Origin of the sequence: Paraburkholderia ultramafica (genome assembly GCF_902859915.1) — a bacterium.
GTDB classification, from domain to species: Bacteria; Pseudomonadota; Gammaproteobacteria; order Burkholderiales; family Burkholderiaceae; genus Paraburkholderia; species Paraburkholderia ultramafica.
Window position 1 is genome coordinate 13372 of record NZ_CADIKK010000014.1, and the last position, 16217, is coordinate 29588.

Annotated in this window: 10 protein-coding genes; 6 read left to right on the forward strand and 4 right to left on the reverse strand. The window is 65.5% G+C overall.

Annotated features, from left to right (window positions below):
• Position 1 precedes the first annotated feature (1 nt).
• Positions 2-1438: an aldehyde dehydrogenase family protein gene (locus HV744_RS16135; protein ID WP_175150485.1), complete on the forward strand. Its 1437-nt coding sequence runs from the start codon at positions 2-4 to the stop codon at positions 1436-1438.
• Between the two features lie 427 nt (positions 1439-1865).
• Positions 1866-3347 carry a DEAD/DEAH box helicase gene (locus HV744_RS16140; RefSeq protein WP_175150486.1) on the forward strand — a complete coding sequence of 494 codons (1482 nt, stop codon included), beginning with the start codon at positions 1866-1868 and terminating at the stop codon, positions 3345-3347.
• A gap of 63 nt (positions 3348-3410) precedes the next feature.
• Here HV744_RS16140 and gluQRS read toward each other — a convergent pair whose 3' ends face one another.
• Entirely contained in the window at positions 3411-4295 is an 885-nt protein-coding gene (gluQRS, locus tag HV744_RS16145) for a tRNA glutamyl-Q(34) synthetase GluQRS (RefSeq protein WP_175150487.1), read from the reverse strand.
• Between the two features lie 238 nt (positions 4296-4533).
• Positions 4534-5397, reverse strand: coding sequence for a sulfurtransferase (locus HV744_RS16150; protein ID WP_175150488.1), 864 nt, complete (start codon positions 5395-5397; stop codon positions 4534-4536).
• A gap of 361 nt (positions 5398-5758) precedes the next feature.
• Between HV744_RS16150 and dnaE the strand changes: the two genes are divergently transcribed.
• On the forward strand, positions 5759-9340 hold the full coding sequence (dnaE, locus tag HV744_RS16155; RefSeq protein WP_175150489.1) for a DNA polymerase III subunit alpha: 3582 nt from the start codon (positions 5759-5761) through the stop codon (positions 9338-9340).
• A 225-nt stretch (positions 9341-9565) separates the two neighbouring features.
• Here the strand turns inward: dnaE and HV744_RS16160 are convergent, their stop codons facing one another.
• Positions 9566-10327 (reverse strand): glycosyltransferase family 2 protein, encoded by a 762-nt coding sequence (locus tag HV744_RS16160; protein ID WP_175150490.1) that lies wholly within the window; start codon positions 10325-10327, stop codon positions 9566-9568.
• A gap of 213 nt (positions 10328-10540) precedes the next feature.
• Between HV744_RS16160 and msbA the strand changes: the two genes are divergently transcribed.
• Both msbA and HV744_RS16170 read left to right on the forward strand, forming a co-directional pair.
• On the forward strand, positions 10541-12334 hold the full coding sequence (gene msbA, locus HV744_RS16165; protein ID WP_175150491.1) for a lipid A export permease/ATP-binding protein MsbA: 1794 nt from the start codon (positions 10541-10543) through the stop codon (positions 12332-12334).
• Between the two features lie 326 nt (positions 12335-12660).
• Positions 12661-13704 (forward strand): glycosyltransferase family 2 protein, encoded by a 1044-nt coding sequence (locus HV744_RS16170; RefSeq protein ID WP_175150492.1) that lies wholly within the window; start codon positions 12661-12663, stop codon positions 13702-13704.
• A gap of 23 nt (positions 13705-13727) precedes the next feature.
• On the opposite strand, the gene HV744_RS16175 is transcribed toward HV744_RS16170, so the two are convergent.
• On the reverse strand, positions 13728-14753 hold the full coding sequence (locus tag HV744_RS16175) for a glycosyltransferase family 2 protein (protein ID WP_175150493.1): 1026 nt from the start codon (positions 14751-14753) through the stop codon (positions 13728-13730).
• Positions 14754-14970: 217 nt separating this feature from the next.
• Between HV744_RS16175 and HV744_RS16180 the strand changes: the two genes are divergently transcribed.
• Complete coding sequence (locus tag HV744_RS16180) at positions 14971-16050, forward strand: glycosyltransferase family 4 protein (RefSeq protein WP_175150494.1); 1080 nt, start codon at positions 14971-14973, stop codon at positions 16048-16050.
• The last annotated feature ends 167 nt before the right edge of the window (positions 16051-16217 follow it).

A 16217-nucleotide genomic window follows, 5' to 3' on the forward strand; every position in this document is an offset into this window, starting at 1 on the left:
CATGTTGAAGAAGACTTACCCGTACTACCTCGCGAACGAAGCGGTGGCCGCCAACACCGATCTCGAAGTCACCGATAAATTCAGCGGCGAAGTGGCGACCCGCGTGGCGATGGCCGACGCGAGCGCAATCGACAAAGCGATCGGCCACGCCGTCGACGCAATGCCCGCGATGCGCGCGTTCCCGCCGTTCAAGCGCCAGGCGGTGCTCGAACACTGCGTGAAGCGCTTTCGCGAGCGCTACGACGAACTGGCGCTCGCGCTGTGCATAGAAGCCGGCAAGCCGATCAACGATTCGAAAGGCGAAGTGACGCGCCTGATCGACACGTTCAAGGTGGCCGCCGAGGAAAGCGTGCGGATCGACGGGGAGATCGTCAATCTGGAGATCTCGCCGCGCGCGAGAGGCTATCACGGTTATGTGAAGCGCGTGCCGATCGGTCCGTGCTCGTTTATCTCGCCATTCAATTTCCCGCTGAACCTGACCGCGCACAAGGTCGCGCCGGCGATCGCGGCGGGCGTGCCGTTCGTGCTGAAGCCGGCGAGCCGCACTCCGGTCGGCGCGCTGATCATGGGCGAGATCCTCGCGGAAACCGATTTGCCGAAAGGCGCGTTCTCGATTCTCCCCGCACATCGCGACGGCGCCGATCTCTTCACCACCGACGAGCGTTTCAAGCTGCTGTCGTTCACCGGCTCGCCGGCGGTGGGCTGGGAGCTGAAGAAGAAGGCCGGCAAGAAGAAGGTGATTCTGGAGCTGGGCGGCAACGCGGCCGCGATCGTCGATGGCGATCAGGGCGACAAGCTCGACTACGTGGTCGAGCGGCTGGCGTTCGGCGCGTTCTATCAGTCGGGGCAGAGCTGCATCGGCGTGCAGCGGATTCTGGTGCACGCGAAGGTCTATGACGCGCTGCGCGAGAAGCTGATCGCGAAGACGCAGTCGCTCGTGATGGGTGATCCGAAGGACGAAAAGACTTTCGTCGGGCCGATGATCTCCGAGTCGGAGTCCAAACGCCTCGCCGGCTGGATGGACAGCGCGGTACAGGCGGGCGCGAAAATCGTCGCGGGCGGCAAGGTGGACGGCGCGATGTTCGAGGCCACGCTGCTCGAAGGCGTGAAGCGCGACACCGATCTGTATCGCAAGGAAGCGTTCGGGCCGGTGGCGATCCTGGAGCGCTTCGACGATTTCGAGGTCGCACTGGAGACCGTCAACGACAGCGATTTCGGGTTGCAAGCCGGCGTATTCACCGATTCGCTGGCGCACGCGCATCGCGCGTGGGATGAGCTCGATGTGGGCGGCGTGGTGATCAACGACGTGCCGTCGTTCCGGGTCGACAACATGCCGTATGGCGGCGTGAAGGATTCGGGGCTGGGGCGCGAAGGCGTGCGCTACGCGATCGAGGATATGACCGAGTTGCGCTTGATGGTGATGCGCGAGACGTGGTGATGCGGGGCGGGCCGCGGCGGGCATGGGCCGCTTGTGCGGCTGGGGCCGAGGCCGTCCGTGTCCGTTATCGAAGCGCCGTCTGCTGTCACGCAACTGTAGTCTGCGCGAATTACGCTCGCGAGCTAGGCGGGCCGCCGCTTTGCGGCAATCTTGCGGCGCCCGCCGAGGCTCGCGCGACGCGTCCGCCAGCGAGCTTTCGCAGGCGCAAGCAGAAAGCCGTCACATGCGCCATGAGTGTTTTTGCTGAAGTGCTACAATACCGGCCTTTCCGGCGGGTGTTTCCGCCGGCCGGAGCCGGCCGCATTTTTCCCGTGATACTGACGGGTCCCGTGCGGAACGCCGTGGCTCCGCCTTCATCCTGATGCCCTCTGCGGTTCCGACCGCTGCCGCGCGCACCGCGCCAAGCGCATTTTTAGCGAAAGCCACCATGTCCGACACAGCCGTCACGCCCAGCACTGCGACTTTTGATCAATTCGGTCTCGCGCCCGACATCCTGAAAGCCGTCAAGGAATCGGGCTACACCACGCCTACGCCGATCCAGGCACAGGCGATTCCCGTCGTGCTGGCCGGCCGTGACGTGATGGGCGCCGCGCAGACCGGCACCGGCAAGACCGCGAGCTTCTCGCTGCCGATCATTCAGCGTCTGCTGCCGCAGGCCAGCACGAGCGCATCGCCCGCGCGCCATCCGGTGCGCGCGCTGATCCTCACGCCGACCCGCGAACTGGCCGACCAGGTCGCCGCGAACGTGCAGTCGTACGCGAAGCACACGGCGCTGCGCAGCGCCGTGGTGTTCGGCGGCGTGGACATGAATCCGCAGTCCGAGCAACTGCGCCGCGGCGTCGAAATCCTGATCGCCACGCCGGGCCGCCTGCTCGATCATGTGCAACAGAAAACCGCCAACCTCGGCCAGGTGCAGATCCTCGTGCTCGACGAAGCCGACCGGATGCTCGACATGGGCTTCCTGCCGGATCTGCAGCGCATCCTGAACCTGCTGCCGAAGGAACGTCAGACGCTGCTGTTTTCGGCCACCTTCTCAGGCGAAATCAAGAAGCTGGCGGCCACCTATCTGCGCAGCCCGCAGACCATCGAAGTCGCGCGCAGCAACTCGACCGCGACCAACGTGACGCAGATCGTCTTCGAAGTCGCCGAGGGCGACAAGACCGGCGCGGTCGTGCAACTGATTCGCGAGCGCAGCCTCAAGCAGGTGATCGTGTTCTGCAACAGCAAGATCGGCGCGAGCCGTCTCGCGCGCAGTCTCGAACGCGACGGCGTGGTCGCGACCGCGATTCACGGCGACCGTACGCAGAACGAGCGCATGCAGGCACTCGACGCGTTCAAGCGCGGCGAGATCGAAGCGCTGGTGGCAACTGACGTTGCCGCGCGTGGTCTGGATATCGCCGAGCTGCCTGCGGTGATCAACTTCGACCTGCCGTTCAACGCGGAAGATTACGTGCACCGGATCGGCCGTACCGGACGTGCGGGTGCGTCGGGCGACGCGTTGTCGCTGTGCAGCCCGAACGAGCGCAAGCAGCTTGCCGATATCGAGAAGCTGATCAAGCGTCCTCTGGACGTGCAACGCCTGACCGTGGATGCGCCGGTGCGGCATCACCATGAAGAGCGCGCGCCGCGCCGTGAGCGCAGCGGCGACGGCCGTGATGAGCGCGGCAGCCGCCGTCGCACGGGTGCGCCGTCGTCGGGTTCGTTCGAGCGTCCGCATCACCATCATCATCGCGCGCAGCCGGTCGACGATTTCTTCCTGAAGCCGTATGAGCCGTCGCCTGCGTCCGTGCGCAAGGTCGAGGAGGCCGCCGCTGCTTCGGCTGCGCCGCAGAAGTCGGGTTCCAAGCAGCCGTTGGCGGCGTTGCTGGGCGGGTTTGGGATGCCGAGGAAGTCGACTTCGTCTTCATGATTCTGTGAAGGTCTAAACGCTTCAGCGTCTCAAGCGCTTCGCAGCTTCAACGGCGAAGCGCTTTCACTTTCTGACGCCCATCCGCTTCGCCCATGCGGCCGTGGCGGCGGCGTAAAAATCGTCTAGCGTTGTCTGGGCGTGGCCGCGCAGATCAAGTCCCAGATGCCGCGCCGCGGCGCTCAGTGCTTCAAGCGGCTTGTCGTTGTCGAGCGCGGTTGCGCCGTTCTGCTTGCTCAGTTTTTCGCCTTGTTCGTTCGTCACGACGGGCACATGCAGGTACTGAGGCGTCCGCACGCCAAGACAGCGTTGCAGGTAAATCTGCCGCGCCGTCGAATCCATCAAGTCCGCACCCCGCACGATGTGCGTGATGCCCGCGTCCGCATCGTCGACCACCACCGCCAGTTGATACGCCCATTGGTCGTCCGCGCGCTTCAGAACGAAGTCGCCGACTTCGGTGGCCAGATTCTGTGTCTGCTCGCCCTGCCAGCGATCCTCGAAGGTGATCACGGCGGCATCGCCGTCGGGCACGCGCAGACGCCATGCGCGCGCGGGTTTGCCGTGCAGGCCCGCGCGGCAGGTGCCGGGATAGGCGAGCGTCGTGTTGCGCGCATGCGCGTGCAAAAGCGAGTCGGCGATTTCCTTGCGCGTGCAGCCGCACGGATAGATCAAGCCGGTGGGCTTCAACTGCTCCAGCGCCTGCTCGTAGCGCGCCACGCGGCGGCTTTGCCAGACCGGCTCTTCGTCCGCCTGCATGCCGAAGCGTTCGAGGGTCGCGAGAATATCCTCGGCGGCGCCCGGCACGGTGCGCGGCCCGTCGATGTCGTCGATGCGCACGAGCCATGCGCCTTCATGCGCGCGGGCGTCGAGCCAGCTTGCGAGCGCGCTGACCAGCGAGCCGAAATGCAGCGGCCCGGTAGGCGACGGTGCAAAGCGTCCACGGTAGGTCATGGTTGGGTGCGTGGGGTTGTTGCGGGGGCGGGCGCAGACGTAGCGGCGGCAGGGGACGAGTTAAAGGATGCAGATGCTGCTGATGCTGGCGTCCTGGCACACGCCGCGGACGCAGCGGACGCGGCAGATGCAACAGACGCAACAGACGCAACAGACGCACTAGTCATAGCCGCATCAAACGCACCGCCCCCGACCCACGCGCGGCGCCCCACTTGTCCACTAGTGTGCGCCGCCGCCATCACGCGGCGCGCGCTGCCTTGCCGTCCGGATGGCATGCCGGACACGTCTTGCCCGCCACGTACATCGGCGATTGTTGCGCCTCGGGCGTGACCACGGCGCGGCAACCGAAACATTGCGCGGTGGCGGTGGGCTCCAGTTGCGGATTCAGCGCGGTGCGGTAGTCGAACACGAAGCAGTCGCCGTGATAATGCGCGCCGCCCACTTCCTCGAAGTACTTCAGGATGCCGCCTTCGAGCTGGTACACGTTCTCGATGCCGACTTCCTTCATGTGGATCGCGGCCTTCTCGCAGCGAATCCCGCCGGTGCAGAACGACACGACCGTCTTGCCTTCGAGATCGACGCGATGGTTCTCGATCACGTCGGGAAACTCGCTGAACTTCGTAATGCGGTAGTCGAGCGCGTGGTCGAAGGTGCCAACGTCGACTTCGAACGCGTTGCGCGTGTCGAGCATCACGACCGGGCGGCCCTCGTCGTCATGGCCGCGGTCCAGCCAGTGCTTCAGCGTGGGGGCGTCGACGAACGGCGCGCGGCCGAGCTCCGGACGGATGGCCGGCTTCTTCATCGTGATGATTTCGCGCTTGAGCTTGACCAGCATGCGGGTGAAGGGCTGCTTGTCCGACAGGCTTTCCTTGAATTGCAGAGTCGCGAACTTGCCCTCGAACAACGCGTCGTGACGGATGTAGTCAATGAATGCGTCCGTGCTGTCGCGCGTGCCGGCGACGAACAGGTTGATGCCTTCCGGCGCCAGCAGAATGGTGCCGCGCAGGCCGAGCGCGTTGCAGCGTTCGGTGACGAACGGGCGCCATGCGGCGGTGTCTTCGATTGTCGCGAAATGATACGCGGCGAGATTGACGATACTCATGTGTGTCCAGCGGTAAGAAGTGGCCGGCGTGGCGAGAAACGGAGCGCGTTGCGCCGCCGCGTTGAGCCTTGGGGAGCCCGGGGTGAGTCCCGGGGTGAGCCCCTGTATCGCGGCCACGTCGAATAGAGCGAAACCCGTATTATCCCTCAACCCGGCGTTTTCCCCGACTCGGCCGAATGGCCAGCCGCTTGCGCTAGCTCAAATCGTCGATCAACTTGCCGCGCAATTGCCGCGCGCGACCCGTCGCGGCAGCCGTTCCCCACGTTGCAAAAGGCTGTGCGCGGCGCTGCCGCGTTCGCGTCCTAAGCCGGATGGCTAACGCGCGGTTTTGGCCTGAACACTCCGGAAGGGTGGAGTTACAATGTCGCCCATGTCAGATCCCCGCTTCGTTCATCTCCGCGTTCACTCCGAATTCTCGATTGCCGATGGCATCGTGCGTCTTGACGACATCGTCAAGGCCGCGGCCAAAGACGGTCAGGGCGCGCTCGCCCTCACCGATCTCAGCAACGCATTCGGCCTCGTCCGCTTCTACAAGGAAGCCCGTGGCAAAGGGGTCAAACCCATTGCCGGCTGCGACGTCTGGATCACCAATCCGGACGACCGCGACAAGCCTTCCCGTTTGCTGCTGCTGGTCAAAGACCGGCGCGGCTATCTGAATCTGTGCGAGCTGCTCAGCAAGGCGTCGCTCACGAACCAGTATCGTGGCCGCGCGGAAGTCGAAGCCGGCTGGCTCGAATCCGGTCTCGGCGAAGGGCTGCTCGCATTGTCGGGCGGGCAGCAAGGCGACGTCGGCCTCGCGCTCGCGGCCGGCAACGAGGAAGCGGCGAAGCGCAATGCGCTGCGTTGGGCGAAGGTGTTTGCTGGCGGCTTCTATATCGAGTTGCAGCGTTGCGCTCAGCCGGGCGGCGAGCAGTACGTGCGGCGGGCGGTCGCGCTGGCGGCGTCGCTGAAATTGCCGGTGGTGGCCACGCATCCAATGCAGTTCATGACGCCGGACGACTTCACCGCGCACGAAGCGCGCGTGTGTATTTCCGAAGGCGACATTCTCGCGAATCCGCGCCGCTCGAAGCGCTTCACGTCCGAGCAGTATTTCCGCACGCAGCAGGAAATGACCGCGCTGTTCGCGGACATTCCGTCGGCGCTCGCCAACACGGTCGAGATCGCGAAGCGCTGCAACCTCACGCTCGAACTCGGCAAGCCGAAGCTGCCGCTGTTCCCGACGCCCGACGGCATGTCGCTCGACGACTACCTCGTGCTGCTGTCGAAAGAGGGCCTCGAAAAGCGTCTCGAGCAGTTGTACCCGGACGAAGCCGAGCGCGCCGCGCAGCGCGAAACCTATTACCAGCGCCTCGAATTCGAGTGCGGCACGATCATCAAGATGGGCTTTCCGGGCTACTTCCTGATCGTTGCGGACTTCATCAACTGGGCGAAGAACAATGGCGTGCCGGTCGGACCGGGCCGGGGCTCGGGCGCGGGTTCGCTGGTCGCCTACGCGCTCGGCGTGACCGATCTCGACCCGCTGCGCTACAACCTGCTGTTCGAACGTTTTCTGAATCCGGAACGGGTGTCGATGCCCGACTTCGACATCGACTTCTGCCAGCACGGCCGCGATCGCGTGATCCAGTACGTGAAGGAGAAATACGGCGCGGATGCGGTGTCGCAGATCGCGACGTTCGGCACGATGGCGGCGAAGGCGGCGGTGCGCGACATCGGCCGGGTGCTCGATCTCGGCTACATGTTCACCGACGGCATCGCCAAGCTGATTCCGTTCAAGCCGGGCAAGCACGTCACAATCGCCGACGCGATGAAGGAAGAACCGCTGTTGCAGGAGCGCTTCGACAACGAAGACGAAGTGCATCAGCTGATCGAACTCGCGCAACGCGTGGAAGGCCTCACGCGTAACGTCGGCATGCACGCGGGCGGCGTGCTGATCGCACCCGGCAAGCTGACCGATTTCTGTCCGCTGTACACGCAGGGCGACGAAAGCGGCGTCGTCAGCCAGTACGACAAGGACGACGTCGAAGCCGTCGGCCTCGTGAAGTTCGACTTCCTGGGTCTGACCACGCTGACGATTCTCGACTGGGCCGAGCGCTATATCCGCCGTCTCGATCCGGCGAAGCAGGACTGGTCGCTAGGCCAGGTGCCGCTCGACGATCCGGCGTCGTTCTCGGTTCTGAAGAAAGCCAATACGGTCGCGGTGTTCCAGCTGGAAAGCCGCGGCATGCAGGGCATGCTGAAAGACGCGCAGCCTGACCGCTTCGAGGACATCATCGCGCTGGTCGCGTTGTACCGTCCGGGCCCGATGGACCTGATCCCCAGCTTCTGTGCACGTAAGCACGGCCGCGAAGTGGTCGAGTATCCGGACCCGCGCGTCGAATCTGTTCTGAAAGAGACCTACGGCATCATGGTCTACCAGGAGCAGGTGATGCAGATGGCGCAGATCATCGGCGGCTATTCGCTGGGCGGCGCCGACTTGCTGCGCCGGGCGATGGGCAAGAAGAAGGCCGAGGAAATGGCCGAGCATCGCGAGCTGTTCCGCCAGGGCGCCGCGAAGAACGGGCTGACCGCCGGGAAGGCCGACGAAATCTTCGACTTGATGGAGAAGTTCGCGGGCTACGGCTTCAACAAGTCGCACGCGGCCGCGTATGCGCTGCTCGCGTACTACACCGCCTGGCTGAAGGCGCACCATCCGGCGGAATTCATGGCGGCGAATATGTCGCTCGCCATGGACGACACCGACAAGGTCAAGATCCTGTTCGAAGACTGCCTCGCGAACAAGATGGCCGTGTTGCCGCCGGACGTGAATCTGTCCGCGTATCGCTTCGAGCCGGTTGCCGAACCCGACGGCAAACGCTCGAAAACGATCCGTTACGGGCTCGGCGCGATCAAGGGCAGTGGCCAGAACGCGATCGAAGAAATCCTGCGCGCGCGCGAAGCAGGTCCGTTCATCGACATCTTCGACTTCTGCAACCGGGTCGACCGCCGCATCGTCAATCGCCGCACGGTCGAGGCATTGATCCGCGCGGGCGCTTTCGACACGCTGCACGCGAACCGCGCGCAACTGATCGCGTCCGTCTCGCTCGCGATGGAAGCGGCCGAGCAGGCGAGCGCCAACGCGCTGCAGGCGGGTCTGTTCGACATGGGCGACGCGCCGTCGCAAGGTCACGAGCTGGTCGACGAGCCGGAATGGCCGGAAAAGAAGAAGCTGCAGGAAGAGAAGGCCGCGCTCGGCTTCTATCTGTCGGGCCATCTGTTCGACGCGTACAGGGACGAAGTGCGCCGGTTCGTGCGGCAGAAGATCGGCGAGCTGAAGGAAGGGCGCGACAAGCTGGTGGCGGGGGTGATCGCGTCGCTGCGCACGCAGATGACCCAGCGCGGCAAGATGCTGATCGCGCTGCTCGACGACGGCACGGGCCAGTGCGAAGTGACGGTCTTCAACGAGACCTTCGAAGCGCACAAGCCACTGTTCAAGGAAGACGAACTGCTGGTGGTGCAAGGCCAGGCGCGTAACGACGCGTTCACCGGCGGTATCCGCTTTACCGTCGATACGGTCATGGATCTGGGCCGCGCGCGCTGCCGTTACGCGGAAGCCGTGAAGGTGCAGATGAACGGCAATGCGGACGCGCAGGCGTTGCGCCGTGTGCTCGAAGCGCATAGCGCGGGCAAGGACGAGCCGCAGGCGGCCGCCGCGCCGGCGGCGTCATCGCGCGGCGGCAACGGTGGTGGCGGGCGCAACGGCGGCGGCTATGGCGGTGGCGACAATGGCCGTCAGCGTCAGGCGGTGCAGATTCCGAACGGACTGGCTGTGCAGGTGGTTTATCGCAGTGAAAATGCGCAAGGCGAAATGCGTCTGGGCGACGCATGGCGCGTGAAGCCGACCGACGAACTGCTCGCTGCGTTGCGCGACGAGTTTGCGGGAAGCTCGATCGAGATCGTTTATTGAGGCGGGGGTTTTGTTCGCGCGGTTGGAGCGGGCAAAGCCCTGTCGGACGCTGCGGTGGTGGACGCCGGCGGTCGGGGTTTGGTTGGTGAAGCTGCTGCCGGGATTTGATCACCGACGTCCTGCCAGCGTCCCGTAAGGCGTGTCGCTTGGCGATACGAGCGTTATGTGGCGCCAATCAGCAGCCAACGCCAACAACGTCACCCGGCGCCGCCTTTTCTCCGTTACTTACCGCCGCGTCTGCTCGCCCGGACGCGCCAGCTTCAAAAACCGGTAGTACACCGTTTCCGCATTGAACACTGCGATCATGAAGCCGGCGCGGCCGTCCAGAAAGCCACGCCGTAGCAGATAGGTCCGCATGAACGCCCAGGCGCCGCGCCCAAGCGCCTTGCCGAAACTGCCGCGCTGACCCGCCGCATGACGCTGCTGGGCGCCGGCCGTCGAATACGCGTCGAGCTTGCGCAGCACGCCTTCGAAGTCCTCGTACGAGAAGTGCATCAGCTTGCCGGTCAGACGCTGCGCGGGCGTGTCGAACACCAGGCGCTCGTGCACGAGGTCATCGGAGAAACGCGCGGCGCCGCGTTTGAACAGACGCGGAATCCAGTCCGGATACCAGCCGCTGTGATGAATCCAGTGGCCGCAAAAACTCGACAACCGGTCCACCGCGTACACGTCGGCGGTGGGCGCCATGAGCGCCGCGCGGATCGCCGACGCCAGTTGCGGCGAGACGATTTCGTCGGCGTCGATCGACAGAATCCAGCTCGTGCTGAGCGCGTCCACCGCGCGGTTCTTTTGCGGGCCAAAGCCTGGCCAGTCGGTCTGTTCGATCACGCGGGCGCCATGCGCGCGGGCGATGTCGGCGGTGCCGTCGGTGCTGCCGCCGTCGATCACGACGATCTGATCGGCGAAGGCCACGGCTTGCAGGCATTCGGCCAGCCGCGCCGCCGCGTTTCGGGTGATGATGGCGACGCCGAGGGTGGTTTCTTGCATACCTGAGTTGCGTGGACTGAGTTGCGTGGCGGGCGAAATGACGAAGCGTGTTGTGCAAGCGCGCGGCGCAAGCGAGTCCCGCGAGTATACACAGCACGGCCCACCTGGCCCCGGCCGTCATCCCCAACCGATTACAATGCTCTCTTTTGATATTCCGCGCGGCGCCCATCCAGTCCGCCGCGCGGTTGCTGTCCCGCATTCCCAGAGGATTCCTTGAGCGCGAAGCCAACGTTAAGCAAACCCATCGGTTCAGGTGAGGCGTCGTCGCCGGCCGTCGTCTTCCGGCGCCTGTGGCCGTATATCAAGCCGCTGCTGTGGGTCGTCGTCGGCGCGATCATCGCAATGGCCGTCAGCGCCGCCACCGACGCCGCCATCCCCGCGTTGCTCAAACCGCTGCTGGACAAGGGCTTCGGCGCGCATGCGAGCGACAACGCCAGGTGGTTCGTGCCGGTCGCGGTGATCGGCCTCGCGCTGGTGCGCGGCGTGTCGCAATATGCGTCCGGCTATCTGCTCGCGTACGTGTCGAACAGGATCCTGCTCGACCTGCGCCTGAAGATGTTCAACCGCATGATCCACACGAGCGTCGCGTTCTTCCAGCGCGAAACCGCGAGCACGGTGATCAACGCGATCGTCTTCGAGGTGAACCAGATTCTCAACGTGCTGCTGAGCGTGATGGTGACGCTGGTGCGCGATTCGCTGACGGTGATCTTCCTGCTCGGCTATCTGTTCTATCTGAACTGGCGTCTGACGCTGATCGTCGCGGTGCTGTTGCCCGGCATCGGCTGGCTGGTCGGCAAGATCAACCGCCGGCTGCGGCGCCTGAACCGCGAGCATCAACTGCTGACCAACGAACTGTCGTACATCGTGGAAGAGACGGTGGGCGGCTACAAAGTCGTCAAGGTGCATAACGGCGAGCAGTACGAGATCGACCGCTTCACGGCGATGAGCAAGCGCCTGCGCGGCTACGCGATGCGCATGACGGTCTCCGGCGGTCTCGCGCAACCGTTGACGCAGTTCCTCGCCTCGATCGCGCTGGCTGTCGTGATTACGATCGCGGTGGTGCAGTCGTCGTCGGATCAGACCACGGTCGGCGGCTTCGTCGCGTTCGTCACCTCGATGCTGCTGATCATCTCGCCGCTCAAGCACCTGATGGACGTGAACCAGCCGCTGCAACGCGGCATGACCGCCTGCGAACTGATCTTTGGCCTGATCGACGAGCCGTCCGAGCCGGAAGGCCGCGGCAAGGCACTTGAGCGCGCGCGCGGCGAAGTGGAATTCCGCGACGTGTCGTTCACGTACGGCACCAGCGCCACGCATAACCGCCACACGCTCGACCGGGTGTCGTTCAAGGTGGCGCCGGGCGAAATGGTCGCGCTGGCGGGCCCATCGGGCAGCGGCAAGACCACGCTGGTGAATCTGCTGCCGCGCTTTTTCGATCCGACCGGCGGCGCGATTCTGGTCGACGGCGTGGCGCTGCCGGAATACGGCCTGCACGCGCTGCGCAGCCAGATCGCGATGGTGAGCCAGGACGTGGTGCTGTTCAACGACACGGTGGCCAACAACGTCGCGTACGGTCAGACGGCCGACCCGGAGAAGGTCAAGGCGGCGCTGCGCGCGGCCAACCTGTGGGACACCGTCGAGGCGATGCCGAACGGCATCGACACGCTGGTCGGCGACAACGGCATGATGCTGTCGGGCGGCCAGCGGCAGCGTCTGGCGATCGCGCGCGCGATCTACAAGGACGCGCCGATCCTGATTCTCGACGAAGCCACCTCGGCGCTGGATTCCGAGTCCGAGCGCCACGTGCAGTCGGCGCTGGAAACCTTGATGAAGGGGCGCACGACGCTGGTCATCGCGCACCGGCTGTCGACGATCGAGCGCGCCGACCGGATTCTCGTGATGGAAGCCGGGCGCATCGTCGAGCGCGGCAGCCATCGCGAACTGCTGAAGGAGAACGGGCTGTACGCGCATCTGCACCGCATCCAGTTCCAGCAGAACGCGGCCTGATCTGGCCCGTTTGACCGACGCTCGGCCGGTCGGCTGGCGTCGCGCATCATTACCCCGGTTGATCAGGGGCCATTTCCCGCATTGCGGCAATATCCGGCTGGCGGCGCTATCAGCGGGCGTTTGCTGGTCATCGCCGCGCCAGGGCGGGCCAGCCGGCATTGTCGGCGGATTGGCTGCCGATTTCCCTTACCCGCGCTTGTCAAGTGATCCTCTAGTTTGATTTTTGGGACAATGTTGCGTTTTAGTCTCAATTTGTTGCGCTCCTGTCGCACTAATCGCATGCTGGCGGCCTGCCACCAGCCCGCACCGCGGAGATCCGACCACCCATGTTTCACGACGACCCCAGCAAGCCACTGGTTTCAATTGCGCTTGCGACGTACAACGGCCGCACCTATCTGCCTGAGCTGCTGGCTTCGCTGGAAGCGCAGAGCTGGCCGAATCTCGAACTGGTGGTGTCCGACGACGCCTCCAGCGACGGCACGCGCGAGCTGCTGGCGTCCTGCGCCGGGCGAGTCCCGGTGCGGCTGGTGGGCAATGGCGAACGGGTCGGCATCGTGGGCAACTTCGAGCGCGCGCTGGCAGGCTGCCGTGGCGACTACGTCGCACTCGCCGATCAGGACGATGTGTGGGCGCCCGAGAAAGTCACCGATCTGATGCACGATCTGCAACGCGTGGAACGCGCGCGGGGCAGGGCCACGCCGGCGCTGGCCTTCTGCGACATCGAACTGGTGGACGCCACGCTGGGCTGTCTGTCGAAATCGCTGTTCGACATCACCGCGAAGTCGCGCCGAGCCGAGCGTCTGCGCGACTTTCTGCTGAGCAATCATGTCCCCGGCTGCGCGATGCTGGTCAACCGCGCCGCGTTGGAGCGCGCGTTGCCGTTTCCCGCCGGCATCGTGATGCACGACTGGTGGCTCTCGATGGTGGTGGCGTCGTTCGGCGAGATTCGGCACGTCGCGGCGCCGCACCTCAAATATCGTCAGCATGACAGCAATGCGGTCGGCGCGAGCGCGACCAATCAACGGGCCGCGGCCGGCGCGCGCGACGAATGCGGCGTCGAGGCGGCGCGGCGGCGCGGCGCCGGCCGGCGGCGGCAGATCGACGGCATCGCCGATCAGATCCGTCTGTTCGCGTGGCGTTTTGGCGCGGAGTTGCCGGTCGACGCGCGCGACGATATGCACGCGTTCTCACGCGGCATCGAAAGCTGGCGCGGCGCGTTCGAATTCGTGATGCTCAGCCACACCGGCGAGACCTTCGTGCGTGCGGTGAAGATGATCCGGCGCTTGCGCAGGAACGTGCTGAGCTTCGGCGTCGACGCGCCGCGGTCAAGCTTTGGGCGACGGCTGCGCCGTCGCCGCGGCGCGCTGTAACACGCCGCTGTAACACGCTTCTCTCAGCGGCGGTTTTTCCGCACGACGCGCTTGAGCCAGATGCCAGGCGCGTAGACCGCCGGACAGCTCGCGTACAGAAACATGCGAACGCGCAGCCCGAGCTTCACGCCGGCGCCGCGCATCAGCAATGCCGCACGCTCCCCGGTACTGCCAGCCTCGAACATCGCGTGGATGAACTGTTCACGCGCGAGCTTGGGCGCCAGCGCCGCGCGCATGCGTTCGCCCACGCCGCCGATCTCGGCGTCGCGCTGCAACTGCGCGAGTTCCGCCAGTCCATAACGATTGCTCTGGCGCATCCGCGCGACCAGCTCAGCCACCGAGCCATAGCGGCGTTTGCGCGACAGGCCGCCGCGCCGGTAGCGCACCAGCGGCTCACGCAGGCTGACGGCGCCGCCCGACAGGATCGCGCGCAGCACCATGATCTGATCTTCGGCGGCGGCGCCTGGCAGCATCGGCCCGAAGCGCTCGAACAGACGCCGCGACCACGTGTGCGCCGCGCCGACGAGCCATGGGCGGCCGGCCAGCCAGTCGTCGAAACTGCGATAGGTATCGAGTTCGGTCGGGCTGACCCGTTCGTGAACGTGGCCCGCTTCGTCCATGTCGGCGAGGTCGGTGGCGATCAGGTCGGGGCGGCGCTCGTGCGCGAGCCAGAAGTCGACCACGCGCTCGCAGCGATTGGGCGCGGACATGTCGTCGCCGGCGGCGACGAACAGCAGTTCTCCGCGAGCCCGCTGCGCGATTTGCGACAGATGCGCGCTGATGCCCTGGTTGGCCGCGTTGCGCCGCGTGATCACCCGATGCGGGCCGCTGTAGCCGGCGAGCGCCGCTTCGATCGCGGCGAAGGTGGCGTCGCTGGACGCGTCGTCGGAGATGATGATTTCGAGCGGTTGATAGGTTTGCGCGAGCGCGCTGCGCACGGCGTCGCCGATCTGCCCGGCCTGGTTGTAGGCGATCAGCAGCATCGTGACCAACGGGCGTTCGGTGGCCGACGCGGCGGGGGAAGGGTTGGACGACAGGCTATCGGTCATGGAGTGAGGGCGGTTGCAATTGGGCTAGATTTTAATCGGTCGCGCGAGGGCTGCGCGGAGAGAGCTTCAGGAGAGCCGTGAGAGGCATCCTTTACAATTGCCGCTGCTTTCGAAAAACCAGCCCGCGCAGCGCTGCGCCATGTGTTCGCCGCCTGTGCCGCGCGTGTGCCCCGAGTGGCCCGAGTGGCCCGAGTGGCCCTTTACCGAGATCCGATCCTTGTCCGACCCGACCCGCCGTCTACTCACCGACATCGCGCTGACCGCCCAGGCGCTGAAAAATAGCGGTGGCGCCGAACGCTACACCCGTGACGTGATCGCCGGGCTGCATCGAATGGGGCTGCGTCCCACGCTGTTCGCCCGTGAAATCGACCGCGCGCTGCCCGAGGCGGCATGGATCGACGCACAGCCGCTGAACGTGCGCTGGGCGCCGCGCAAGCTGCGCAACCTCGCGTTCGACTGGCGTCTGAAACAGCGCCTGAAACGGCACCGGCCCGCCTGCGTCTTTTCGATCAATCACTCCACGCATGCCGACGTCGTGTTGTGCGGCGGCACGCACCCGGGCTCGCTCGAAGCCGCAGGCCGCAGCGTGCGTCGCAGCGACGAGTGGCAGATCGAACTGGAGCGACGCGCCTACACGCAGGCGCGCGCGATCGTCGCGCATTCGCAATTGATGAGCCGCGAGTTGCAGCGCTTTTACGGCGTGCCGGCCGGGCGCATCGACGTGCTCTATCCGCCGGTCGACACCGCGCGCTTCCAGCCGCTGACCGACGCGGCGCGTGCGGCGGTGCGCCGCCAGCTCGATCTGCCGGAAGACCGCGTGATCTTCGTGTTCTCCTCGACCAGCCACGAACGCAAAGGCTATCCGCTGCTGGAGGCGTTCTTTGCGCGGACCACGCTGCCGGTATGCCTCGTGGTGGCAGGCCGGCCGGTGCCGCAAACCAGCGACACGATTCGTTATGCCGGCTACAGCAAGGAGATCGAAAAGCTGTTCGCGGCCGCTGACTTTACCGTCGTCGCATCGGCGTACGAGCCGTTCGGCCTCGTGGGCGTCGAGTCGGTGATGTGCGGCACGCCGCTCGTGATCGCGGACAACGTCGGCTCGGCGGAGACCGTCACCGGCGCGGCGAAGATCGAGTTTTCGCGGCAGTCGGCGGGGAGTTTCGAGCGTGCGATCGAGCAGGCGGTGGAACGGGTGCGCGGCGGTGGCGCGCGGATCGCGAAGCCGCTCGACAGTCTGGTGTACGACCCGGGCATCGATGCGCATGTCGCCGCGCTCTATGCGCTCTTCACGCGGTGAACCGGTGTGCGCCGCGCGCCCGGGTGGGGCGCGGCCGACGGTGTGAAAGCAGGTGAGCGAAAGCCGCCGGCGTGCGAGCGGGACAGTGAAAGGCAGTGTGGACGATGGCAAGCAAAAGCCGGCGCGAACCGGATGGACGCGCCGGCTTGTCGAGAACCCGGACGAGA